Genomic DNA, 22,792 nt, shown 5'->3' with positions numbered 1-22,792 from the left:
GACATCCGCCGACAGCCGTCCGGCGGAAATCACTTCTCGTCGGACGGATCCTTCTCGGGGTTCCGGGTCGATCCGCCACTCGCACGCGGGCCGTCAGAGCATAGTCCGCCAATGCCGGAATTTCCGATCCCAATACTCCACGGATTTCGGACAACCGGATGACGGATTGGCGCATCCGGCATGCCCGGCGGCCGGTTCCGGCGGGAGAAATCCGGCTCGAAATGGATGGTTCCCCAACCACCCGCCCAATGCTCTGAATTCTTGGAGCAAGTATGAGGATTTGCGCCTAGCGACCCACCCCGGCCATTTTGTGGCACAGCCGGCCGATCCGGAATTCATCGGACAATTCAGCCAATTGTCGAGCAAACGATCCATTTAGCTTCTTGTGCCGGATCCATGACACTGAAATGATCAGCCGGGGCACGCCCGAACCAGCACTGGTGGCGGCCCGCACACAGCACAGCCGCAGGGGGAGCAGCATGCTGAAGGTGTTCGAGAGGTCTGCTGTGATCAGCAGGGCCGCAGCAGGTCGTACGGCCGACGACATCGTCGGCGCCGCAGCGCAGGGCCGTCGCACCGGCCGGGGCGCGCGCGCATCAGGATCTCCGCAGCCTTCGGCCTGAGCTTTCGGGCCGCATTTTTTCCCGCCCGGTATCAGGGGGGGCACATCCGGGCGTACAACGGCGAGTCCGCCACGCCCGAACGGCATGCGTCCGCGCGCGGAGTGCCGGGCACAATTCGCTCCTCGGCGCGCCTTCAGCCGTTTCCGCGTCCCGGCTCGAAAGGGCGGCAGTCCGTTCGGGCATGCGCGGCCGGCGCCACGACCTCGATTACATCCACCGACGGAGACAGGGGATTTCTCGCACATGTTCCACCGACGACAACTCATCGGCCTGGTGGCGGCGGTCGGCGCGACCGTCGCCGTCATGCAGGGCGTCACCACCGCCGCCGCGGCGGCGACCGCCGCGAACACCGGGGCGCCGAGCGCCGCCGAGGACGGCGCCTATCCCGGTGCCGACCGGATCCTGGCGGAGACCGGCGCCACCGTGGTCCGCGGCGACGGACGCATCACGGTCACGGACTGCGCGAACCCCTACCAGATCAAGGTGTGGGCCCGTACTGTCACCCTGCACGACAACTGGCTCTGCTTCGCCGCGACCGGCCCCACGGGCTACCTCGCCGTGAACATCCCCGAGGCCTATCGCGTCCAGACCGTGGAGCGCGATGTGAAGGCCAGCCTGTCCACCAACGGCCAGGCCCAGAGCATCGACGTCCCCCGCAACACCGCCAAGGGGTTCGGCGAGGCGTCCCCGACCTCCGGGCTGTCCACGCTCCTCGAACTCCGGGTCACCGGCTCCAGCGCGGCCCCCGCGACGGGACAGCCCGCCGACCCCGCCACCGCGTTCACCGCCCACCTCGCCGTCGGCGACCAGGGCCGCACCTGCACCGGTGCGCTGGTCGACCCGCGCTGGGTCCTCACCGCGAAGTCCTGCTTCGCCGACGACCCCGCGAACCCCGGCACCGTCACCGCGGGCGCGCCCAAGCAGGCCGCCACCGCCACCATCGGCCGTAGCGACCTCGCCGCCACCGGCGGACAGCAGGTCAGGATCGCCGAGCTGGTCCCCCATCAGGACCGCGACCTGGTCATGGCCCGGCTGGACACCCCGGTCTTCGACATCGCGCCCGTCGCGCTCTCCGGCACGGCGCCCGCCGAGGGCGGCGCGCTGACCACGGCCGGCTTCGGGCGCACCGCCACCGCCTGGACCCCCGGCACGCTCCACACCTCCGCCGTCACCGCGGGCACCGTCACCGCCACCGGTCTGGACGTCACCCCCACCACGCCCGGCCTGATCTGCAAGGGCGACGCGGGCGGGCCCGTCTGGCGCACCGAGAACGCCAAGCCCGTCCTCACCGGCGTCATCTCCCGCTCCTGGCAGGGCGGCTGCCTCGGCACCCCCGCCACCGAGACCCGCACCGGCGCCCACGAGACGCGGGTGGACGACCTCGGTCCGTGGATCACGGCGCTGCGGGACCGGCGCTCCGCCGCCGTCAACGAGGCCGGCACCGGCCGACTGCGCTTCACGGACTTCGACGCCGACGGCAAGCCCGACTACCTGACGGTCGAGGACAACGGCGCCGTCAAGGTCTGGCTGAACCGCGGCGGCGACCCCGCCGGCGGCGCCGGCTGGCAGGGCCTCGGCCAGGTCGCCACCGGCGTCACCACCGACCGCAGCCGCGTCCGGCTCGCCGACTTCAACGGCGACGGCAAGGCCGACTACATCGTCGTCAACCCCGACGGCTCCGTGGACGCCTGGCTCAACCACGGCGGCGACCAGGTCACCCCCTGGGAGCCCGTCGGGCGTATCGCCACCGGCGTCACCAACCGCCAGGACCAGGTCCGCTTCGCCGACTTCGACGGCGACGGCCGCGCCGACTACCTCGTCATCGAGGACAACGGCGCCGTCAAGGTCTGGCTGAACCGCGGCGGCGACCCCGCCGGCGGCGCCGGCTGGCAGGGCCTCGGCCAGGTCGCCACCGGCGTCACCACCGACCGCAGCCGCGTGCGCCTCGCCGACTTCAACGGCGACGGCAAGGCCGACTACATCGTCGTCGCCTACGACGGCTCGGTGAACGTCTGGCTGAACCACGGCGGCGACCAGGTCACCCCCTGGGAGTCCGTCGGTCGCGTCGCCGCCGGTCTGACGACGGACAACAACGGCGTCTTCCTGACGGACTTCACCGGTGACGGCCGTGCCGACTACCTCTGGAACCCCGGCGACGGCAGCACCAGCGCGTACGCCAACAAGGGCGGCGACGGCCACGGCGGCTGGGACTTCCTCGGCCGGATCGCCTCCGGCGCCTGACCCCGGCCCCGGGCCCGGGCGGCCGCTGCTCACGGCGGCCGCCCGGGCCCGGCCCGCACTCCCCTCCCCTCCCTCCTCCGGACTGGACACCCCATGAAGCGCAGCTCCCTGATCGCCCTGGCCTCCCTCGCCGCCGTCCTGGCCTCCGGCGCCGTTCCCGCGGCGGCGTCGGCCCCGCTCCCCACCTCGGTGCCGGCGCCGGCGCCGCGCCCGATCAAGGTCATGCCGCTCGGCGACTCGATCACCGACGGTGCGGGAAGCTCCACCGGGGCGGGCTACCGCGCACCCCTGTGGGACCTGACCGCCCAGCAGTCCCCCTACACCGTCGACCTGGTCGGCACCTCCTCCTCCGGCGCCGCCGGAGACCCGGACCACGAGGGGCACAGCGGCTACCGGATCGCCCAGGTCCGCGCGGACATCGACCGCTGGCTCTCCGCCGCCGACCCCGACGTCGTCCTCCTGCACCTCGGGATCAACGACCTGAAGTGGGACCCGAACGCCGACCCGGTGCAGGCCGCCCAGCGGCTGTCCGAGCTGGTCGACCGCATCTTCGCCGACAAGCCGGGCGTGACCGTCGTCGTGCAGGGCCTGCTGACCGCCACCCCCGGCCTGGAGCAGAAGACCACGGTGTTCAACCGCGAGTTCACCGCGCTCCAGGACCGGAACCAGAACCCGGCCGACGGGACCGCGGGCCGGCACTTCCGGTACGTGGATCCCGCGAACCTCGACCCCGCGGCCGACCTCCCGGACCAGCTGCACCCCAACGACGGCGGCTACCGCAAGATGGCCGAGGTCTTCCACCAGGCCCTGGACCGGGCCGTCGCCGACGGCTGGGTCTCCCGCCCCGCGACTCCCCGGGCCGGGAACGAGGTCGGCGGCAGCGGGCGCGTGCGGTGGGCGGACTTCGACGGTGACGGCAGGCCCGACTACCTGACGGTCGAGGACAACGGCGCCGTCAAGGTCTGGCTGAACCGCGGCGGCGACCCCGCAGGCGCGAACGGCTGGCAGGGCCTCGGCCAGGTCGCCACCGGCGTCACCACCGACCGCAGCCGCGTGCGCCTCGCCGACTTCAACGGCGACGGCAAGGCCGACTACATCGTCGTCAACCCCGACGGCTCCGTGAACGCCTGGCTCAACCACGGCGGCGACCAGGTCGCGCCCTGGGAATCCGTCGGGCGTATCGCCACCGGCGTCACCAACCGCCAGGACCAGGTCCGCTTCGCCGACTTCGACGGCGACGGCCGCGCCGACTACCTGGTCATCGAGGACAACGGCGCCGTCAAGGTCTGGCTGAACCGCGGCGGCGACCCCGCAGGCAGCGCCGGCTGGTACGGCATCGGCCAGGTCGCCACCGGCGTCACCACCGACCGCAGCCGCGTCCGCCTCGCCGACCTCGACGGTGACGGCCGCGCCGACTACCTCCTGATCAACGCCGACGGCTCCGTGCACGTCTGGCTCAACCGCGGCGGCGACCGCCACGGCGGCTGGCTCCCCCTCGGACAGGTCGCCACCGGCGTCACCGACCGGCAGGAGCAGGTCGCCTTCGCGGACTTCGACGGCGACGCCCATGCCGACTACCTCCGGACGGACACCGGCGGAGCCGTCAGCGGCTACGCCTACCGCGGGGGCGACAGCGGCGGCGGCTGGGCCAACCTCGGACAGATCGCCGGCGGCGCCTAGAAGGGTCCGAGGCCGGCCCGGCCGAGCCCCGCTACGGCGCCGCCGCCGGGTCCGGGACGAGGACGGCGCGCAGGTCCGTGACGGTGCGGCGCCAGTCGGCGGCCTCCCCCGATTCGTCCCAGAGCTCGGCGAGTTCGGACTCGTCGGCGAGGACCCGGTCGAGGGCGTCGGCGGCGAGCGGCCGGAGGTCGGCGGGGAAGGCGGGGAGGGGCTGCTTGGGGCCGTAGCTGGTGGTGACCGGCTCGCCCCCGGGGCACTGGGCGGCGATGAGGGCGGCCGCAGCCACGGCCTGGGCCGCCTCGTGGGAATCGAGGTAGTCCTCGGCCGCGGTTGCGGCCACGAAGGTCAGGACGCGGCGGACCACGGCCTCGCGCTCGACCGGGGCCGCGTCGTCCAACGTGCCGGAGAAGTCCGCGGCGGTGTCGTTGTCGAAGTGGCCGATGTCCCAGGTACCCATGGTGCTCTCCTTCGGATCAGTTCATGGGAAGCCTCGCATCGGCCACTGACAATCGGCCACCGGCCGCCGCCAGCTGCCAGCCGTCAGCCGCCGGCGGCCTCGGTGATGCGGGCCTCCAGCGCGGCGGCCAGGGACTCGACGGCCGCCGGGCCGAAGGCGTGCTCGTTGTAGCGGAGCCAGCAGACCAAGGAGCCGTCGGGCTGTTCGGTGGCGGCGAGTTCGGGGACGTGGCGGTCGCCGCCGGGCAGGGGGTAGGGGACGGTGGCGCTGCGCGGGACCTCCCAGGCCGTGCAGGCGAGGCCGGGGAGTTGGGCAGGGGCGTTCCAGCTCTCGTAGCGGAGCCAGGCGGCGAACGGCACCAGCGGGCTGAACTCCGCGAAGGGGTACAGCTGGTGGTCCAGGGCCGCGGTGGCGGTGTCGCGGACGCGGGCGAGGAGCTCGGCGAAGCCGGGGGCGCCCGAGGCGTCGACCCGCAGCAGCAGGGACTGGACGAAGCAGCCGACGGCCTGTTCGGCCTCGGGCGAGGTGCGGCCGGGGACGGGGGTCATCAGGACGAGGTCGTCCTGGCCGCTGCGCTCCGCCAGCAGGCCGAGCCAGACCGTGGCGAGCGCCTGGAAGGGGGTGGCCCCGGCCTCGGCGGCCCGTTCGCGCAGGGCGGTGGCCCGGGCGGCGGGGACGGTGAGGCGGTGGGCGGCGCTGAGCACCGTCTCGGTGTCGGCGCGGCCGGGGAACGGGTGCACGGCCTCGGGTGCGCCGGCGAGGGTGCGGGCGAAGTGGGCGCGGGAGACCGGCCAGTGGGCGTTGGCGCGGGTGACCAGTTCGCCGAGCGTCGGCATGGGGCGCGGCGGGGGCGCGGGGCGTCCGCGGCGCAGCGCCGAGTAGATGACGCCGAGGTCGCGCAGCAGCACGCCGACCGACCAGCCGTCGCCGACGATGTGGTGGACGGCGAGCAGGACGGCGTGGTCGTCGGGGGCGCGGCTGACCACCGCCAGGCCGGTCATCGGGCCCTCGCCGACGTCGGTGAGCCGGTCCCGGACGGCGATCAGCCGGGCCGACACCTCGTCGTCGCTCTCGCCCGGGGCGTCGACCAGGATGGCCTCGACCTGCGGCTCCGCGTCGACCACGGCGCGCCGCACGCCCGGTACGGCGCCGGGCACCGGCACGAAGCGGGTGCGCAGCGCCGGGTGGCGGCGCACCGCCTCGTACAGCGCCTCGGTCAGCAGGTCGGGGCGCAGCGCCTCGGTGACGCGGAACATGACGGCGACCGAGCCGACGTTGCGGCCCTCGGCCTCGGCCATCCAGCGCAGGAAGTTCTCCTGCTGGGAGGTGAGCGGGATGTCGTGCGGCTGGGCGCGCAGTTCGCGCAGGAACGGGGAGAGGTCGGCGCCGTCGAGCGGCAGCGGGGCGCCGGCGTTCTTCGGGGCGGCGGCGAGCCAGGCGGCCTGGGCGCGCAGCGAGGGGCGTTCGAAGACGAGGGCGGTGGTGGCGGTGACGCCGAACTCGGCGGAGACGGCGGCGGCGAGCTGGACGGCGCGGAAGGAGTCGCCGCCGAGGGCGAAGAACTCCTCCTCCACGGCCTCGACGGGCCGGCCGAGGATCCTGCGCCAGACGGCGGCGAGGGCGCGTTCGTGCGCGGTGGCGGGCGGGGTGCCGCCGGCCGCCGGGGCCGGTTCCTCGAAGCGGGCGCGCAGGTGGTGCTTGACGACCTTGCCGCTGGGGTTGCGGGGCAGCCGGTCGGTGACCAGGATGCGGACCGGCAGTTCGGCGCGGCCCAGCCGTTCGGCGAGGAAGAGCCGCAGTTCGTCGAGGTCCAGGCCGTCCGCGGCGGGCACGACGGCGGCCACCGGCACGGCGCCCATGACGGGGTGCGGCAGGCCGAGCGCGGCGGCGTCGGCGACCTGCGGGTGGGCGTGCAGGACGTCCTCGATGCGCAGGGTGGAGACCTTGAGGGCGCCGGACTTGATGACGTCGCTCTCCCGGTCGACGAGGTACAGGTAGCCCTCGGCGTCGAGCCGGCCGAGGTCGCCCATCCGCACCCAGCCGTCCCGGAACACGGCCGCCGAGGCGTCGGCGCCGGCGGTGTAGCCGCGCGGCGGGCCGGGCTGGCGCAGCCAGACCTCGCCGACGGTGCCCGGCTCGACGGGGCGGCCGTCCTCGCCGAGCAGCCGCAGGTCGCCCGGGTTGGCGGGGCGGCCGACCGAGCCGGGGCGGCTCGCGTCGACGACGGCGGATATCTGGGCGGGGGACGCCTCGGCGGAGGTGTAGGTGTTGACGAGGGTCGCGGTCGGCAGGGCCGCGCGCAGGGCGGTGGCGACGGGGGCCGGAAGCGCGGCGGCGGAGGAGCTGATCAGCAGGACGCTGCCGAGGTCGTACCGGGCGGCGACGCCCGAGTTGAGCAGTTCGACGGCCATCGACGGCACCAGGAAGACGGTGCCCACGCGGTGCTCGGCGACGGTCCGGCCGAACTCCTCGGCGTCGAAGCGGGGCAGGCAGATCGTGGCGGGCGCGGCGACCAGCGCATTGACCAGGACCACCTGGGCGGCATTGGTGCCGATCGGGAAGGCGTGCACCGCGTGCGCGGAGTGCGCGTAGGGGCGCGGGCGCGGGTCGAGCCGCTGGCCGGCGGTCAGGCTGGCGTGGGCGGCGTGCACGCCCTTGGGCGCGCCGGTGGTCCCGGAGGTGCCGATGACCTGGGCGAGGTCGCCGGGGGCGGGGCGGGGCGGCGGTGGCCCGTCGCCGGCGCCGTCCGCCTCCAGGTCGGCGAGCCGCAGGGTGCGCAGGCCGGCGGCGGACGCGCGCTCGTCCTCGGCCGCGAGGGCGACGGCGAGGGCGGCTCCGCTGTCGCCCGCCAGCCGCGCGGTGTCCTCGGCGCCGAGGTCCTCGCGCGCGACGACGCCCGCGGCGCCCGCGTAGTGCGCGGCCAGGAAGGCCACCGCGTAGTCGTCCCAGGCCCGGTTGGGGAAGAGCAGCAGTACCCGCTCCCCCGGCCGTAGGCCGGCCCGGGCGAGCCCGTGGGCGGCGCGCACGGCCCGTTCGCGCCACGCCCGGTAGTCGAGCGCGGGGCGGCCGGGCACGAGCAGCGCGGGCCGGTCGGGGTGCCGCTGGGCGCGGTCGTCGAGCAGATCGGTCAGGGTGAGCGCGTCGGGCGTCGAACCGGCGGGGGCGGGAACGGTGCTGACGGTGGTTCGGGTGCTGATGACGACTCCCGGAAGAGGCCAGGACGGATGGCTGGTCCAGACCGTAGCGGCTCAGCGCGCTCCCCCGCCAGAGCCGCCCGCTGCGAACCGGAACCGGTCCCCCCGCCGCCCGGCGCCGTGGTGGGGCCAGCCCCAGGCCGGACAGGCCCGCTGGCCGGACTGCGGTGCGAGGGCGGCGGTCCGTAGCGTCGGAGCCATGAACTCCACATACCCCGCAGGCGGGTTACGGTCCGCACTCCGTCGACTGGGCGCCGGTGCGGCGCTCGCCGCCCTGGCCGCCGTGACCCTCACGACCGGGGCCGCGTCGGCGGACCCGGTGCGTCCGGGCGATCGCGGACGCCTCGTCTCCGCCGAGCGGACGACCACCCTGACCACGAAGCAGGACGTCGCCGCGGCGCTGACCGCCGCCGGGTTCGACGCGGCCGCGGCCCGGTTCGGCGTGGACGCCTACCGGCTGGTGTACCGCACCGTGGACCCCGGCGGCCGGCCGGTCACCGCCAGCGGGCTGCTGGTGCTGCCGCGCGGCGGCGCGCCCGCGCTGCGGACGGTGTCCTTCACCCACGGCACGGTCAGCCACCGGTCCGACGCCCCGTCCGCCATGGTCGGGGCGGGGTTCGTGTCCTCGCCCGCGCTCACCTACGCGTCCGCCGGATTCGCGGCCGTCGCCCCGGACTACCTCGGTCTGGGCGCCGGCCCGGGACCCCACCCCTGGATGGACGTGCCGTCGGAGACGACGGCCGCCCTGGACATGCTGCGGGCGGCCCGCGCCTTCGTCCCGCGCACGGGCCGGGCGCTGGGCCACGACGTCCTGGTCACCGGGTTCTCCCAGGGCGCCTCGGCGGCGATGGGGCTCGCGCGGTCCCTCCAGGCCGGCGACGACCGGTGGTTCCGGCTGCGGGCCGTGGCCCCGGTCGGCGGCGCCTACGACTTCGAGCACGCCGAGCTGCCGGCCCTGCTCGACGGCGCCCTCGAACCCAAGTCGAGCGTGCTGTACTCGGCGTACCTCCTCGTCGCGTGGAACCGGCTGCACCGGCTGTACGACTCCCCGGCCGAGGTCTTCCGGGCACCGTACGACCGCACGGTCGAGGCCCTCTTCGACGGCGCGCACACCGGCCCGCAGCTCTTCGCCGGCACACCCGCGACCGTCGACGCCCTGCTCACCCCGCACGCCCTCGCGATGCTGCGCCACCCGACCGGCCCGCTGGCCCGGGCGCTGCGGGTGGCCGACAGCACCTGCGACTGGGCGCCGGCCGTCCCGGTCCGCCTGTACGCGGCCGACGCCGACGAGCAGGCGGCCGACGCCAACACCGACCACTGCGCCGCCGGGCTGCGATCGCACGGCGCGGAGCCGACGGTCGTCGGCCTCGGCACCCCGGACTTCGCCGGCTCGCGGCACCTCGGCTCCAACGTCGCCGCCACGGCGGCCGTCGCCCGCTGGTTCGGCGAACTGCGCTGACCGGCCCCGCACCACCCGGGGCAACCGGCGGCCCCGCCCGGCTTACGGCCGGGCGGGGCCCGTCGGACGGTCGCCGGCCCGCGCCCGCCGACCCACCGGTGCGCCGGTGGGTCGCGTAGCCCGCCCGGGCGGTCCCGGGGGTGTCACACCGGCGGGTCGCCGCGGACGGCGGCCGCCCGGCCTACCGTGGGCCCGCCACGGGCCGGTCCACCGGAGGGAGTAGCGATGCCCAGACCGAACCACCGGGTCGCCGTCGCCCTGGCGCTCCTGCTCGCGTGGACGCCGGCCGGGTGCGGGAGCGGCGGGGGCTCCGGGGGCGGCGGGCCGGTCGTCCTCGACTGGTACAACTTCCCCGACGACTCGGGCGCGCTCCAGCAGGCCGCGGACAACTGCGGCCGCGACTCCGGCGAGCGCTTCTCCATCCGCTACAACAAGCTGCCCCGCACCTCCGACGGCCAGCGCCAGCAGCTGGTGCGCCGGCTGGCCGCGCACGACACCGGCGTCGACATCATGGGCCTGGACGTCACCTGGACGCCCGAGTTCGCCGAGGCCGGCTGGGTGCGCGAGTGGACCGGTCCGCTGCGCGAGAAGGCGAGCGAGGACACCCTGGCCGCCGCGCTGCGGACCGCCACCTGGAAGGACCGGCTGTACGCCGTCCCGTACAACTCCAACACCCAGCTGCTCTGGTACCGCGACGACCTGGTGCCCACCGCGCCCGCCACCTGGGACGAGATGCTGCAGGCGGCGCGGCGGCTCGCCGAGCAGCACAAGCCGCACTTCATCGAGGTGCAGGGCGCCCAGTACGAGGGCCTGACGGTCTGGTTCAACACCCTGGTCACCAGCGCGGGCGGCTCGATCCTCACCCCCGACGCGACGGCGCCCTCGCTGGGCGAGCCGGCCGTCACCGCCGCCCGGGCGATCCGGGACCTCGCCACCTCCCCCGCCGCCGACCCCTCGCTGTCCAACCAGACGGAGGACGAGAACCGGCTGGCGATGGAGTCCGGCACCGCCGCCTTCGAGCTCAACTACCCCTTCGTCTATCCGTCGATGAAGGAGAACAAGCCCGAGCTGTTCCCGCACTTCCGCTGGGCGCCCTACCCCTCGGTCGTCCCCGGACGCCCCGCGACGGTGACCATCGGCGGCATCGACCTCGCCGTCGGCGCCTACTCCCGCCACCCGGACGCCGCCCAGGAGGCCGTCCTGTGCCTGCGCAACCGCGACAACCAGCTGACCAACGCGCTCAAGGGCGGCCTGCCGCCGTCGCTGCGCAGCCTGTACACCGCCGCCGAACTCACCACGAGCTACCCGTTCGCGGCGGACGTGCTGCGGGCCCTCGACTCGGCCTCGGTGCGGCCGCAGACGCCCGCCTACCAGAACGTCTCGATCGCCGTCGCGCACGCCCTCTCCCCGCCGTCCTCGGTGGACCCGGAGCGCACGGTGGCCGACCTGGCCGGGCAGATCAGGGACGCGCTCGGCTCGAAGGGGCTGATTCCATGACCGCGACCGGGACGAGGACCCCGGCGTCGCCGACCGGCCGCCTCTCCGCGGGCTCCCGGCAGGAGCGCCGGCTCGGCTGGCTGCTGTGCGCCCCCGCCGTGCTGGTGATGCTCCTGGTGACGGCCTATCCGGTCGGCTACGCCGTCTACCTCTCCTTCCAGCGCTACGACCTGCGCTTCCCGGACCGTTCCGCGTTCGTCGGCTTCGCCAACTACGGCGCCGTGCTGTCCTCCCCGTACTGGTGGCAGGCGCTCTGGGTGACGGTGCTGATCACCGTCGTCTCGGTGGCGGTCGAGCTGGTGCTGGGACTGGCGCTGGCGCTGGTGATGCACCGGGCGGTCGTCGGGCGGGGCCTGGTGCGCACGGCGGTGCTCGTGCCGTACGGCATCGTCACCGTGGTGGCCGCCTACTCCTGGCAGTACGCCTGGACGCCCGGCACCGGCTACCTGGCGGCGCTGCTGCCGGAGGGCAGCGCGCCGCTCACCGAGCACTGGCCGGCGATCGGCCTGATCGTGCTGGCCGAGGTCTGGAAGACCACGCCGTTCATGGCCCTGCTGCTGCTGGCGGGCCTGGCGCTGGTGCCGGCCGAGACGGTGCGGGCCGCGATGGTCGACGGCGCCGGCTTCGGGCAACGGCTGCGGCTGGTGATCCTGCCGCTGATGAAGCCGGCCATCCTGGTGGCGCTGCTGTTCCGGACCCTGGACGCGTTCCGGATCTTCGACAACATCTACGTGCTGACCGGCGGTGCCAACGACACCGGCTCGGTGTCGATCCTCGGCTACGACAACCTCTTCACCGCGCTCAACCTGGGCATCGGCTCGGCGATCTCGGTGCTGGTGTTCCTCTGCGTGGCGGCGATCGCCCTGGTCTTCGTCAAGCTCTTCGGCGCGGCCGCGCCCGGCGCTTCGGCCGAGCACCGGTGACCGCCCGGCAGGCCCGCGCCGGGGCGGGCTGGGGCGTGGTCAACCTGGTGGTGGTGCTGTACGCGCTGTTCCCGGTCTGGTGGATCGCCGCGCTGTCCTTCAAGGACCCGGCCACCCTGACCGACGGCAACTTCGTGCCGCGCAGCTGGACGCTGGAGAACTACCGCGGCATCTTCCACACCTCGGAGTTCACCCGGGCCCTGGTCAACTCGATCGGCATCGCGGTGATCGCCACCACGATCGCGGTGCTGCTCGCCACCATGGCGGCGTACGCGGTGGCCCGGCTGCGCTTCCCCGGCAAGCGGCTGCTGATCGGGATGTCGCTGCTGATCGCGATGTTCCCGCCGATCTCGCTGGTCTCGCCGCTGTTCGAGATCGAGCGGGTGCTGGGGATCTTCGACACCTGGGCGGGGCTGATCATCCCCTACATGACCTTCTCGCTGCCGCTGGCGATCTACACCCTCTCGGCGTTCTTCCGGGAGATCCCGTGGGAGCTGGAGAAGGCCGCCAAGGTGGACGGCGCCACCCCCGCCCAGGCGTTCCGGCTGGTGATCGCCCCACTGGCGGCGCCGGGCGTGTTCACCACCGCCATCCTGGTCTTCATCTTCTGCTGGAACGACTTCCTCTTCGCGATCTCGCTGACCTCCACGGACGCCGCGCGCACCGTGCCCGCCGCGATCGCCTTCTTCACCGGCAGCTCCCAGTTCCAGCAGCCGACCGGCTCGATCGCCGCCGCGGCCGTGGTGATCACGGTGCCGATCGTGCTGTTCGTGCTGTTCTTCCAACGCCGCATCGTGGCCGGCCTGACCGCCGGCGCAGTGAAGGGATGACGCGGACCGATGGCGGAGATCGTGCTCGACGGCATCACCAAGCGCTACCCCGACGGCTCGGTGGCCGTCCACGACCTCGATCTGACGGTCGCCGACGGCGAGTTCGTCATCCTGGTCGGCCCCTCGGGCTGCGGGAAGTCCACCACCCTGAACATGATCGCGGGCCTGGAGGACATCACCGGCGGCACCCTGCGGATCGGCGGGCAGGTGGTCAACGACCGGGCGCCCAAGGACCGCGACATCGCCATGGTGTTCCAGAGCTACGCGCTCTACCCGCACATGACGGTCCGCCAGAACATGGGCTTCGCGCTGCGCCTGGCCAGGACCGACAAGGCGGTGATCGCCGCCAAGGTGGAGGAGGCCGCCCGGATCCTCGACCTCACCGAGCACCTGGACCGCCGGCCCGCCAACCTCTCCGGCGGGCAGCGCCAGCGCGTGGCGATGGGCCGGGCGATCGTCCGCGACCCGAAGGCGTTCCTGATGGACGAGCCGCTGTCCAACCTGGACGCCAAACTGCGGGTCCAGATGCGCACCCAGATCTCCCGGCTGCAGCGGCGCCTGGGCACCACCACCGTCTACGTCACCCACGACCAGGTCGAGGCGATGACGCTGGGCGACCGGGTGGTGGTGCTGCGCGCGGGCCTGGTCCAGCAGGTCGGCCCGCCGCAGCGGCTGTACGACCAGCCGGCCAACCTGTTCGTCGCCGGGTTCATCGGCTCGCCCGGCATGAACCTGCTGCACGGCCGGCTGGAGGACGGCGCGCTGCGCACCGCGCTCGGCGACCTGCCGCTGGGCGACCGGCTGCGCCGGCGGCTCACGGCGGCAAACGCGCCGCGCGAGGTGGTGGTCGGCATCCGCCCGGAGCACTTCGAGGACGCCGCGCTGCTGGAGCACCCGACGGGCGGGGCGAGGGTCACGGTCGGGGTCGAGGTGCTCGAGTCGGTGGGCTCGGACGTGTTCGCGCACTTCACCGTGGAGGGCGACGCGGTCTCCGGCGGCGGCCTGGAGGAGCTCGGCGCCCGGCAGACGGAGGCGGGCGCCGGGGCGCCCGGCCGGGAGGTGGTGGCCCGGATCGGCACCGCCACCCGGGCGGCCGAGGGCGCGCCGCTGGAGCTGTGGATCGACACCGAGCGGTTGCACGTCTTCGACCCGGACACCGGGGCGGCGCTGAGCGGCGAGGCGGGAAGAACGGACGGTTAGGACGCGCCGGACGGGGCAGGCGGGGCCCGGACGCCCCTTCGCCCCCGCTGGACGTGCCGTGCCGGACGGTTCGGGCGATCATGGGGGAACGCGCCTCGAAAGGTGGAATGCGATGTTCCAGCTCCTGTGGATTCTGCTCATCGGCTTCGTGCTCGGCGTGATCGCCAAACTGATCCTGCGCGGCCCGCAGGCGATCCCCTGGTGGCTGACCATGCTGCTCGGCGCCGCCGGGGCCTGGCTGGGGAACGCGGTCTCCGGCTGGATCGGCGTCCGGAACACCTCCGGGATCGACTGGATCCGCCATCTGCTCCAACTCGGCTTCGCCGTGGCCCTGATCGCCGTCGTCGCCCCCGCCTGGAGCAACCGCAGGACCAGATGACGGTCCGGCGCGACGGCGTCCGCGACGGCGCGGCTAGACTCGCACGGCCGTACTACGGACCGGTCCCACCACGCACCGGCCCCGGTGCGGACCGGCCGTGGTACCGACGACGGCCGGAGCACCGGACGACCGTCCGACCCGGCGCGGCCGCCGATGACCGCGTCGGCCAACGGGCGCCGAACTCGCGAGGGAACAGAAGATGGTCGAGGCCTCCCCGAAGGTCGTTGTGGTCGTACCCACCTACAACGAACGGGAGAACCTGCCGGTCCTCGCCGAACTGCTGGCCGGCCTCGACCTGCCGAACCTGCACCTGCTGGTGGTCGACGACAACTCGCCCGACGGCACCGGGGAGGTCGCCGACAAGCTGGCCGCCGAGTCCGGGGGCCGCACGCGGGTGCTGCACCGCACCGAGAAGGACGGCCTCGGCCGGGCCTACGTCGCCGGCATGACCCGGGCCCTGGAGGACGGTGCGGACGTGGTCGTGCAGATGGACGCCGATCTCTCCCACCCGGCCGCCGTCCTGCCGCTCATGGTGACGACCCTGCTGGCCGACGACACGGCCGTGGTGCTCGGCTCCCGGTACGTGCCGGGCGGGTCGACCGCCGCAAAGTGGCCGTGGCACCGCAAGGCGCTCTCCGCCTGGGCCAACCTCTATGTGAACACCATCCTCGGCCTGGGCGTGCGGGACGCCACCGCCGGCTACAAGGCCTGGCGCGCGGAGACCCTGCGGGCCATCGACCTGCCGTCGGTGCACAGCAACGGGTACTCCTTCCAGGTCGAGCTGAACCACCGGGTGGTGCGGCGCGGACTCACCATCAAGGAGGTGCCGATCCGCTTCGAGGAGCGGGTCGAGGGCGCGTCGAAGATGAGCCTCGGGGTGCAGGTGGAGTCGGCGCTCGCGCCGTGGAAGCTGCTGCGCGAGGGGCGCCGCGGCAAGCCGTAGCGAGGAAGGAGGTCTGCGTGGCCCTGGCGCCCGACCGGGCCGTCGCACTGGTGCGGCGCGCCGCCCGTGAACCCTTCGCCGTGCAGACCGCCCGGGCGACCGTCGCCGCCACGCTCTCCTACGTGGTGGCGACCTGGCTCAGCAGCGAGCCCGCCCCGCTGACCGCGCCGCTCACCGCGCTGCTGGTCGTCCAGGTCACCGTCTACTCGACGCTCACCACCAGCATCCGCCGGGTCAACTCGGTGGTGGTCGGCGTGCTGATCGCGATCGGCTTCAGCACGGTCGTCGGGCTCTCCTGGTGGAGCCTCGCACTGATCATCCTGGCCTCGCTGGTGATCGGCCGGTTCGTCCGGGTGGACGAGTTCGTCCAGGAGGTCGCGATCAGCGCGATGCTGATCCTCGGCGTCACCCAGGTGACCTCCCGGGCCTGGGACCGGGTGCTGGAGACCCTGATCGGCGCGACCGTCGGCCTGCTGTTCAACCTGCTCTTCGCACCACCCGTCTGGGTGGACACCGCGGGCGAGTCGATCGGGGACCTCTCCCGCCGGGCCCGGCACCTGCTCCTCGACCTCTCCGACCAGCTGGGCCGCCCGACCCCGGTCGCGGACGCCGCCGAGCGCCTGCACGAGGCCCGCCGGCTCGACCAGGCGATCGCCGACGTCGACGCGGCGCTGCGCCAGGCCGAGGACAGCCTCCGGTTCAACCCGCGGATCAGCGAGGGGCTGCTCTCCCGGCTGGTGCTGCGCACCGGGCTGGACACCCTGGAGATCTGCGTGGTGGTGATCCGGGTGATCTCGCGCTCGCTGACCGACCTCGCCAAGCGGCGCGCGCCCGGCGAGCCGCTGGTCGCCCCGGCGCTGGCGGTGGCGATGGAGGAACTGCTCGCGCACGTCGGCGGCGCGCTGGTGAGCTTCGCCGTGCTGGTGACCACCCAGGTCAGCCTGAACGCCGAGGAGGCCGAGGAGCGGCTCACCGCCGAGCTGGCCGCCGCCTGGGCGAGCCGGGAGAACGTCGCCCGGCTGCTGCTGGAGCAGGTGCGGGCGGACCCGGACGCCTGGCACCTGCTCGGCTCGCTGCTGACCGAGGTCGACCGGATCCTCGACGAGCTGGACCTGGAACACCGCTCCCGGCGGCTGATGGAGGAGCTGGACCGGGCGTCGGTGGCGAGCCGGGAGCGGTTCTCCCGGCTCGGCCGCCTGCGCCGGTGGGTGCGCGGCGACCGGCCGGGGTTCGGCCGGGCGCGGCGCCGGCGCAAGCGGGCCCGGCAGCCCTGAGCCCGGCGCCCGGGCCTCAGGGCATCGACCAGGGGTCCTGCGGGAGCGGGTGGCCGGTCTCCAGGTAGGTCTTCAGATTGGACAGCACCGCCGACCAACCCGCCTCGGCGTCCGCGCGCTCCGCCTCGTCGGCCAGGTTGTCGTGGGTGACGGTCAGCCGGGTGAGGTCCCGGTGGGCGCGCAGCTCGAAGGTCACCACGGACGGGCCCGCGGACCGCTCCTGCCCGGGGCCGGACCAGGTGGTGACCAGGCGGTTCGGCCGGTCGGCCGCCTCCACCGTGCCGAACGCGTCCGCCACGCCGGAGCCGTCCGCGCGCTGGTGCTCCCAGCGGGCGCCCGGCTGCCAGGTGGAGACGTTGCGGTGGCCCCAGTAGAGGCCGGACTCGTCCGGGTTGGTGAGCGCGTGCCAGACCCGCTGCGGGGTGGCGTGCAGATAGGAGATGTGGCGGTAGGCGGGGACGGCCATGCGCTCACCCCTCGGCCGCGTCGAGCAGCTGCCGGATGTCGATCCTGCGCATGGACAGCATGGCCCTGGTCACCCGGGCGGCCTTGTCGCGGTCCGGGTCGGAGACCAGGTCGATCAGGATGCGCGGGGTGATCTGCCAGGACAGGCCCCAGCGGTCCTTGAGCCAGCCGCACTGGCTCTCCTGGCCGCCGCCCTCCAGCAGCGCCGCCCAGAGCCGGTCCACCTCCGCCTGGTCGTCGCACTGCACCTGGAGCGAGACGGCCTCGGTGAACGGGAAGATCGGGCCGCCGTTGAGGGCGACGAAGGGGCGGCCGTCGAGCTCGAAGGCGACGGTCAGCACGGCGCCGGGGGTGCCGGGGCCGGCCTCGGTGTAGTGGGTGACGCCGGTGATCCGCGAGTTCGGGACGACCGAGGTGTAGTGGCGGGCGGCCTCCTCGGCCTGGTCGTCGTACCAGAGGCATGGGGTGATCTGCTGCATGGAGCCGACGGTAGCGGCGGGCCCCGGCCGGACGGCCGCGCCACGGCCGGGGGTCACCGGTTCGGCGCCCCCGGCCGCGGCCCGGCTCAGTGCACCCAGCCCGCGTAGCGGCGGGTGAAGCGCTGGCCGGTGGCGGTGGTGACCACCACGTCGTAGCGGCCCTGCTTGTCCAGCGGCCAGGCGAGGTTGGTCTGCTTGCCGGGCTTCACCCAGACGGTCTGCGCGGTGCCCGCGAAGTCGTTCGGCGCGACCGAGAAGCAGACGTCGGTCATGCCGTCGTTGACCAGTTGGAGGGTGAGCCGGCCGGAGTTGGAGAGGTCGGCGGTGACGATCGGGATGCCGATGTCGTTCTGGCCCTCGGGGAGGTCCGCGCTCGCGGCGCCGTCACGGATCACGGTGCCGGCGAAGCGGCGGACGAAGCCGTCGGGCCCGTGCACGGTGAAGTCGTAGCGGCCGTTGGTCGCCGCGGCCTCCCAGACGTACGTCGCCGAGGCGCCGGGCGCCACCGTGAACGGCGTGCCGGCGAAGGGCTGCACGATGTTCGGGTAGACCGTGTACGGGAAGGCGACGCTTCCGTCGTTGCTCATCGTGCAGGTGACCCGGCCGGTGCGCCGGTCCACCTCGGCCTCGGCCCAGGGCTGGTAGGGCAGCCGGCGGTGCGGGCGGTCGCCGCGCTCCTGGACGGGCATCGACTGGGTGCCGACGGCCGGGAGTTGGACGCCCGGCAGCTGTGTTCCCGCGTCCGCCGCGGCCATCAGGGCGTTGGTGTCCGGGAGGTGCGGGATCGAGTAGTCGGGCGCCGCGAAGTCGAAGCAGCTGGTGAGGTCGCCGCAGACGGCGCGGCGCCAGGCGGAGATGTTGGGCTCGGCGACGCCGGTCACCCGCTCCATGAAGCGCAGCACCGAGGTGTGGTCGAAGACCTGGGAGTCGACCCAGCCACCGCGCGACCAGGGCGAGACAACCCAGAGCGGGACGCGGTTGCCGAGGCCGATGGCCCGGCCCTGGGTGAACTCCTCGGGCGTGCCCGGCTCGGGGGTCGGCGGCACCATGTGGTCGAAGTAGCCGTCGTTCTCGTCGTACATCACCAGGAAGACGGTGTGCCGCCAGACGTCCGGGTTGGACATCAGCGACTGCAGGGCCTGGTTCACCCAGTGCGCGCCGTACGCCGGGCCGGCCTCCGGATGCTCGGAGAACAGGTAGGGGGCGACCAGCCAGGAGATGGTCGGCAGGGTGCCGTCCTTGCAGTGCGCGTCGAAGGCCGCCGGGTCGAACGCGGTCATCGCGTTGACGTACCGCGGGTCGTCCTTCGGGAAGTCGTGGAACTGCTGGAAGTAGGACAGCGCGTTGTCGTCGTAGTCGCCGGTGCGGTCGTCCTTGCTGGGGTTGTGGTAGACCCGCCAGCTCACGCCGGCCTGCTGGAGGCGCTCCGCGTAGGTGGTCCAGTCGGCGACGGGGTTGTCGGTGACCGGCGTGTTGTCGATCCACGGGCCGGTGGTGCCGTCGCGGCCGGGGCCGGCGGTTCCGGTCCACAGGTAGAGCCGGTTGGGGTCGGTCGGGCCGGCGAGCGAGGTGAAGTAGGCGTCGCAGAGGGTGAAGGCGTCGGCCAGCGCGTACTGGTAGGGGATGTCCTCGCGGGTGAAGTAGCCCATGGTGCGCTCGCCCTTGGCGGCGATCCACTTGTTCATCGCGCCGTTGTTGATCGCCTGGTGGCCGGTGGCCCAGTCGTGCGGCAGGCCGCCGGCGTTCTGCGCGTTGTACTTGGAGGTGTCCATCCGGTACGGCAGCATCACGTTGCCGTCGCTGCGGCGCGGGTCGGGCTGGCGGAACACGTCGGTGCCGTCGGGGAAGCGCAGCGCCTGCTTGTCGCCGAAGCCGCGCACGCCGCCCAGGGCGCCGAAGTAGTGGTCGAAGCTGCGGTTCTCCTGCATCAGCACCACGACGTGCTTGACGTCCTTGATGGTGCCGGTGAGCCGGCCCGGTGCGGGGGCGGCCTGCGCCGGGGTGCCGGGGAGGCCGGTCAGGGCGGCGGCGCCGGCGGCCGCGGTGGCGCCGACGAAGGTACGGCGGGAAAGGTCGGACATCGCGAACTGGCCTTTCAGAGCTGGAAGGTGGCGACCGCGGCGGCGGTGTCGGACGGCCACTGGTTGGCGGCGAGGGCGGCCGGGTCGGCGCCGGTGGCCGGCCAGTCGGCGACCAGGGTGTGCGCCTCGACCAGCTTCAGCCGGCCGCGGTAGAGCACGTAGTCGACCCGGTCCTGCGGCTCTGCCCTGCCGTCGGCGCGCTGCTTGCGGACCGGCGACCAGGTGGTGCCCGGCGCCTTCACCGGGTCCCGGTTCTCCTCGCGGAAGGTGTCGGTGAGCCCGGCGGCCTGGAGCACCGCGGTGACCGGCCAGTCGAGCGCGCCGACGCCGCTGTGCGCGGCGGCGGTGGCGGCCGTCCAGTCGAGGTGGGACGGCGAGGACAGCCCGCCGGCCAGCACCACCGGGACGCCCGCGGCGGCGTCGGCCCGGACGGCGGCGGCCAGCGCCCTGGCCTGCCGGACGCGGACCGAGGCGTTCTCGGCCGCGGTGATCTGCGCCGCGCTGCGCCCGTCCTGGGCGGCGTACGGACCGTAGTCCGCCTCGTCGAGGTGCGCGCTCCAGACCCGGACGGCGCGGCCGCCCGGCAGCTGGACGGTCGCCCCGGCGGCGGGCAGCTCGGCCGTCGGCGCGGTGACGGCGGTCAGCGGGTACCGGCTGAGGACGCCGACGCTGCCGGCGCTCTGGTGGGCGTACCAGCCGAGGGCATCGGCGAGGGTCCGGGCGGCCGTGCCGGCCGTCTCCTGGAGCGCCAGCACGTCCAGGCCCTGGGCCAGGACGACGCGCAGCTGCTTCTCGACCGCGTCGGTGAAGGCGGCGCCCGCGTCGGCGAGGTTCCAGCTCGCCACCTTCAGGCGCGGGGCGGCGGCCGGGTCGGCGACCGGGAGCAGCACGGTGACGGTGTCGGCGGCGCCGGCGCTGTCCTTGACCCCGACGACCAGCACCTCCGGGTTGCGCGGCGCCTTGCCGGCCGGCGCGGTGCCGGTGACGGTGCCGTCGGCGGCGACCGCGAGCCAGTCCGGGCCGGAGACCTTGCGGAAGGCCGCGCTGCCGGCCGGGTTCCCGGCGGGGCGGGCCCAGAGGCCGCCGAGCTTGACGGTGACGGGCGCGCCGGGGGCCGCTGGGGTAGCGGTGAAGGCGTCCACCACGGCGTGCGGGCGGACCACGGCGGGCTTGGGGCGGAAGGTGAAGGGCTCGGTCCTGGCGAGGATGCCGTAGCCGTCCTTGGCGAGCAGGTACGCCGTGTACGGGCCGCCGGTGAGCGCGGAGGTGTCGAGCTGGACGTCGCCCGCGGTGCCCGGCGTGTACTTCCAGAGCAGCGAGCTGCCGGTGCCCGGTCGGCGGTCGCCGTCGTAGATGCCGACCCAGTTCTTCGGGTCGGGGGCGTCGGTGGTCCAGTGGAAGGTGAGGCGGTCGCCCTCGAAGGGGCTGGTCGACGAGGTGAGGGTCAGGGTGCTGCCGGTGGCCACGGAGGTCCTGTCCGCCGCTCGGGCACCGGGCCGTCGGGGGGTACCGGACCGGGGCCGTCCGCGGCTGCTGACGGAGGCTGGGAGGGGCGGCCCCGTCGACAGTTGGCTGTACAACTGTGGGGCCGGGCCCATTCATCCGAAGGTCAGCGACCAGGGCGTGAACGAGGCGTGACGCAACGTCGGGCGGTTCGGGAACTGTGGGGCGGGCGGGGGCGGGGCGGTGCGGGCGGGGGCGGGGCTCGCGGATCAGTCCAGGCCGCGGGCGCCGCGCAGGCGGTCGGAGAGCGCCGCCGGGTCGACGAGCGGGTCCGGGTAGCCGGCCGGGCGCTCGGCCAGCAGCCACGGGCGGTGCACCGCCCGGCCGGGGATGTGGGCCAGCTCCGGGACCCAGCGGCGGACGTAGGCCCCGTCCGGGTCGAGCCGGTCGGCCTGCGCCAACGGATTGAGCACCCGGTTCGGCCGGGTGTCCGTCCCGGTGCCCGCCACCCACTGCCAGTTGAGCTGGTTGTTCGCGAGGTCGCCGTCGACCAGGAGCCGCAGGAAGTGGCGCGCGCCGATCCGCCAGTCCCGATAGAGGGTCTTGGCGAGGAAGGAGGCGGTGACCAGCCGGGCCCGGTTGTGCATCCAGCCCTCGTGGGCGAGCTGGCGCATGCCCGCGTCGACCAGCGGGAAGCCGGTGCGCCCGGCGCGCCAGGCCGCGCACTCCTCGTCGTCCTCCGGCAGCCAGTGGTCGCCCCGGTCGCGGTAGGCGTGGTGGGCGGCCCGCGGGCGGGCGGCGAGCACCTGGTGGTGGAAGTCGCGCCAGGCCAGCTGGCGGACGAACGCCTCGGCGCCGTCGCCGCCGTGCCGGTGCGCGTCGGCCGCCAGTTCGGCGGCGGACAGGCAGCCGAAGTGCAGGTACGGCGAGAGGCGCGAGGTGCCGTCGGCCGCGAGGTCGTCGTGCAGCCCGGCGTAGCGGTCCAGGTCGTAGCGCCGCCAGCGCCGCCGGCCGGCCCGCTCGCCACCCGGCGGGAGTGCGGGCGACTCCGGTCGCGCGGTGGGGACGGGCTCGCTCGCGATGCCCTCCGGGGTGCGCAGGGCCTTCGGCGGGCGGTGGACGGTCCGGCGGGGCGCCTGCGACCAGGCCCGGTGGTACGGGGTGAAGACGGCGTAGTGGTCCTTGCCCGCCGGGGTCACCGCGCCGGGGACGACGACGGTCAGCGAGCCGTCGTGGACGTGCAGGCGCTCGCCGAGCGCGGCGCGCAGCGCCTGTTCGCGGCGGTGGGCGAAGGCGCTCACACCGGCGGCGACGTGCACCGAGGCGGCGTCCAGTTCGGCGGCCAGCCGGGCGGTGGCGGGGGCGGCGGGGCCGCGGCGCAGCACGAGGCGGCCGCCGAGCGGGCGCAGGGAGGCGTCCAGGTCGGTGAGGCAGTCGGCGAGGAAGGCGGCGCGGTTGGGCGCGGCGAAGCCGGCGGCGGCGATGTCGGGGTCCAGGACGAAGAGCGGGACGACCTGGTCGGCGGCGGCGTGGGCGGCGTGCAGCACGGGGTTGTCGTGGACGCGGAGGTCCTGGGTGAGCAGGGCGATGGCAAGACTCATGGGGGGACGAGCCTTGCACGGCC

18 protein-coding genes are annotated in these 22,792 nt (G+C 74.3%); 10 read left to right on the top strand and 8 right to left on the bottom strand.

Annotated elements, in window-relative coordinates; all coding sequences use genetic code 11:
- Positions 1 to 286: 286 nt before the first annotated feature.
- Complete coding sequence (locus tag ACFCLZ_RS35250; protein WP_380281971.1) at positions 287 to 481, bottom strand: hypothetical protein; 195 nt, start codon at positions 479 to 481, stop codon at positions 287 to 289.
- Positions 482 to 866: 385 nt separating this feature from the next.
- Here ACFCLZ_RS35250 and ACFCLZ_RS35245 point away from each other — a divergent pair, with 385 nt between their 5' ends.
- Together ACFCLZ_RS35245 and ACFCLZ_RS35240 are read left to right on the top strand one after the other, a co-directional pair.
- Complete coding sequence (locus ACFCLZ_RS35245) at positions 867 to 2,864, top strand: FG-GAP-like repeat-containing protein (RefSeq protein WP_380281970.1); 1,998 nt, start codon at positions 867 to 869, stop codon at positions 2,862 to 2,864.
- A gap of 93 nt (positions 2,865 to 2,957) precedes the next feature.
- Positions 2,958 to 4,544, top strand: a complete 1,587-nt coding sequence (locus ACFCLZ_RS35240; RefSeq protein ID WP_380281969.1) for an FG-GAP-like repeat-containing protein — start codon at positions 2,958 to 2,960, stop codon at positions 4,542 to 4,544.
- Between the two features lie 31 nt (positions 4,545 to 4,575).
- On the opposite strand, the gene ACFCLZ_RS35235 is transcribed toward ACFCLZ_RS35240, so the two are convergent.
- Both ACFCLZ_RS35235 and ACFCLZ_RS35230 read right to left on the bottom strand, forming a co-directional pair.
- Positions 4,576 to 5,001, bottom strand: a complete 426-nt coding sequence (locus tag ACFCLZ_RS35235; protein WP_380281968.1) for a DUF4259 domain-containing protein — start codon at positions 4,999 to 5,001, stop codon at positions 4,576 to 4,578.
- Between the two features lie 83 nt (positions 5,002 to 5,084).
- Positions 5,085 to 8,123 (bottom strand): AMP-binding protein, encoded by a 3,039-nt coding sequence (locus ACFCLZ_RS35230; RefSeq protein ID WP_380286379.1) that lies wholly within the window; start codon positions 8,121 to 8,123, stop codon positions 5,085 to 5,087.
- Positions 8,124 to 8,478: 355 nt separating this feature from the next.
- Between ACFCLZ_RS35230 and ACFCLZ_RS35225 the strand changes: the two genes are divergently transcribed.
- The 8 genes from ACFCLZ_RS35225 to ACFCLZ_RS35190 all read left to right on the top strand — a co-directional run bounded on the left by ACFCLZ_RS35225 (position 8,479) and on the right by ACFCLZ_RS35190 (position 16,700).
- On the top strand, positions 8,479 to 9,654 hold the full coding sequence (locus ACFCLZ_RS35225) for an alpha/beta hydrolase family protein (protein WP_380281967.1): 1,176 nt from the start codon (positions 8,479 to 8,481) through the stop codon (positions 9,652 to 9,654).
- Positions 9,655 to 9,879: 225 nt separating this feature from the next.
- Entirely contained in the window at positions 9,880 to 11,151 is a 1,272-nt protein-coding gene (locus ACFCLZ_RS35220; protein ID WP_380281966.1) for an ABC transporter substrate-binding protein, read from the top strand.
- On the top strand, positions 11,148 to 12,074 hold the full coding sequence (locus ACFCLZ_RS35215; protein WP_380281965.1) for a carbohydrate ABC transporter permease: 927 nt from the start codon (positions 11,148 to 11,150) through the stop codon (positions 12,072 to 12,074). The genes ACFCLZ_RS35220 and ACFCLZ_RS35215 overlap by 4 nt, the downstream gene beginning before the upstream one ends.
- The gene (locus ACFCLZ_RS35210; protein WP_380281964.1) at positions 12,071 to 12,904 is read left to right on the top strand and encodes a carbohydrate ABC transporter permease; all 834 of its coding nucleotides are present in this window, start codon (positions 12,071 to 12,073) and stop codon (positions 12,902 to 12,904) included. Before ACFCLZ_RS35215 ends, ACFCLZ_RS35210 begins: the two co-directional genes overlap by 4 nt.
- A gap of 9 nt (positions 12,905 to 12,913) precedes the next feature.
- Positions 12,914 to 14,104, top strand: a complete 1,191-nt coding sequence (locus ACFCLZ_RS35205; protein ID WP_380281963.1) for an ABC transporter ATP-binding protein — start codon at positions 12,914 to 12,916, stop codon at positions 14,102 to 14,104.
- A gap of 112 nt (positions 14,105 to 14,216) precedes the next feature.
- Positions 14,217 to 14,483: a GlsB/YeaQ/YmgE family stress response membrane protein gene (locus ACFCLZ_RS35200; protein ID WP_380281962.1), complete on the top strand. Its 267-nt coding sequence runs from the start codon at positions 14,217 to 14,219 to the stop codon at positions 14,481 to 14,483.
- A gap of 199 nt (positions 14,484 to 14,682) precedes the next feature.
- A complete protein-coding gene (locus ACFCLZ_RS35195; protein WP_380281961.1) occupies positions 14,683 to 15,426 on the top strand; it encodes a polyprenol monophosphomannose synthase in 744 nt (247 codons plus the stop codon).
- 17 nt (positions 15,427 to 15,443) lie between these two features.
- On the top strand, positions 15,444 to 16,700 hold the full coding sequence (locus tag ACFCLZ_RS35190) for an aromatic acid exporter family protein (RefSeq protein WP_380281960.1): 1,257 nt from the start codon (positions 15,444 to 15,446) through the stop codon (positions 16,698 to 16,700).
- Positions 16,701 to 16,716: 16 nt separating this feature from the next.
- Here the strand turns inward: ACFCLZ_RS35190 and ACFCLZ_RS35185 are convergent, their stop codons facing one another.
- From ACFCLZ_RS35185 to ACFCLZ_RS35165, 5 genes are all read right to left on the bottom strand, one after another.
- Positions 16,717 to 17,166 carry an SRPBCC domain-containing protein gene (locus ACFCLZ_RS35185; protein WP_380281959.1) on the bottom strand — a complete coding sequence of 150 codons (450 nt, stop codon included), beginning with the start codon at positions 17,164 to 17,166 and terminating at the stop codon, positions 16,717 to 16,719.
- Positions 17,167 to 17,170: 4 nt separating this feature from the next.
- Positions 17,171 to 17,644, bottom strand: coding sequence for a VOC family protein (locus ACFCLZ_RS35180; RefSeq protein WP_380281958.1), 474 nt, complete (start codon positions 17,642 to 17,644; stop codon positions 17,171 to 17,173).
- A gap of 86 nt (positions 17,645 to 17,730) precedes the next feature.
- Complete coding sequence (locus ACFCLZ_RS35175) at positions 17,731 to 19,725, bottom strand: phosphocholine-specific phospholipase C (protein ID WP_380281957.1); 1,995 nt, start codon at positions 19,723 to 19,725, stop codon at positions 17,731 to 17,733.
- Positions 19,726 to 19,739: 14 nt separating this feature from the next.
- Positions 19,740 to 21,191, bottom strand: coding sequence for an endonuclease/exonuclease/phosphatase family protein (locus ACFCLZ_RS35170; protein WP_380281956.1), 1,452 nt, complete (start codon positions 21,189 to 21,191; stop codon positions 19,740 to 19,742).
- A 246-nt stretch (positions 21,192 to 21,437) separates the two neighbouring features.
- The gene (locus ACFCLZ_RS35165) at positions 21,438 to 22,769 is read right to left on the bottom strand and encodes a cryptochrome/photolyase family protein (protein WP_380281955.1); all 1,332 of its coding nucleotides are present in this window, start codon (positions 22,767 to 22,769) and stop codon (positions 21,438 to 21,440) included.
- Positions 22,770 to 22,792: the final 23 nt, after the last annotated feature.

Source organism: Kitasatospora purpeofusca, from assembly GCF_042691725.1.
GTDB classification, from domain to species: domain Bacteria; phylum Actinomycetota; class Actinomycetes; order Streptomycetales; family Streptomycetaceae; genus Kitasatospora; species Kitasatospora purpeofusca_B.
This window is presented reverse-complemented; position numbering and strand designations above follow the sequence as displayed.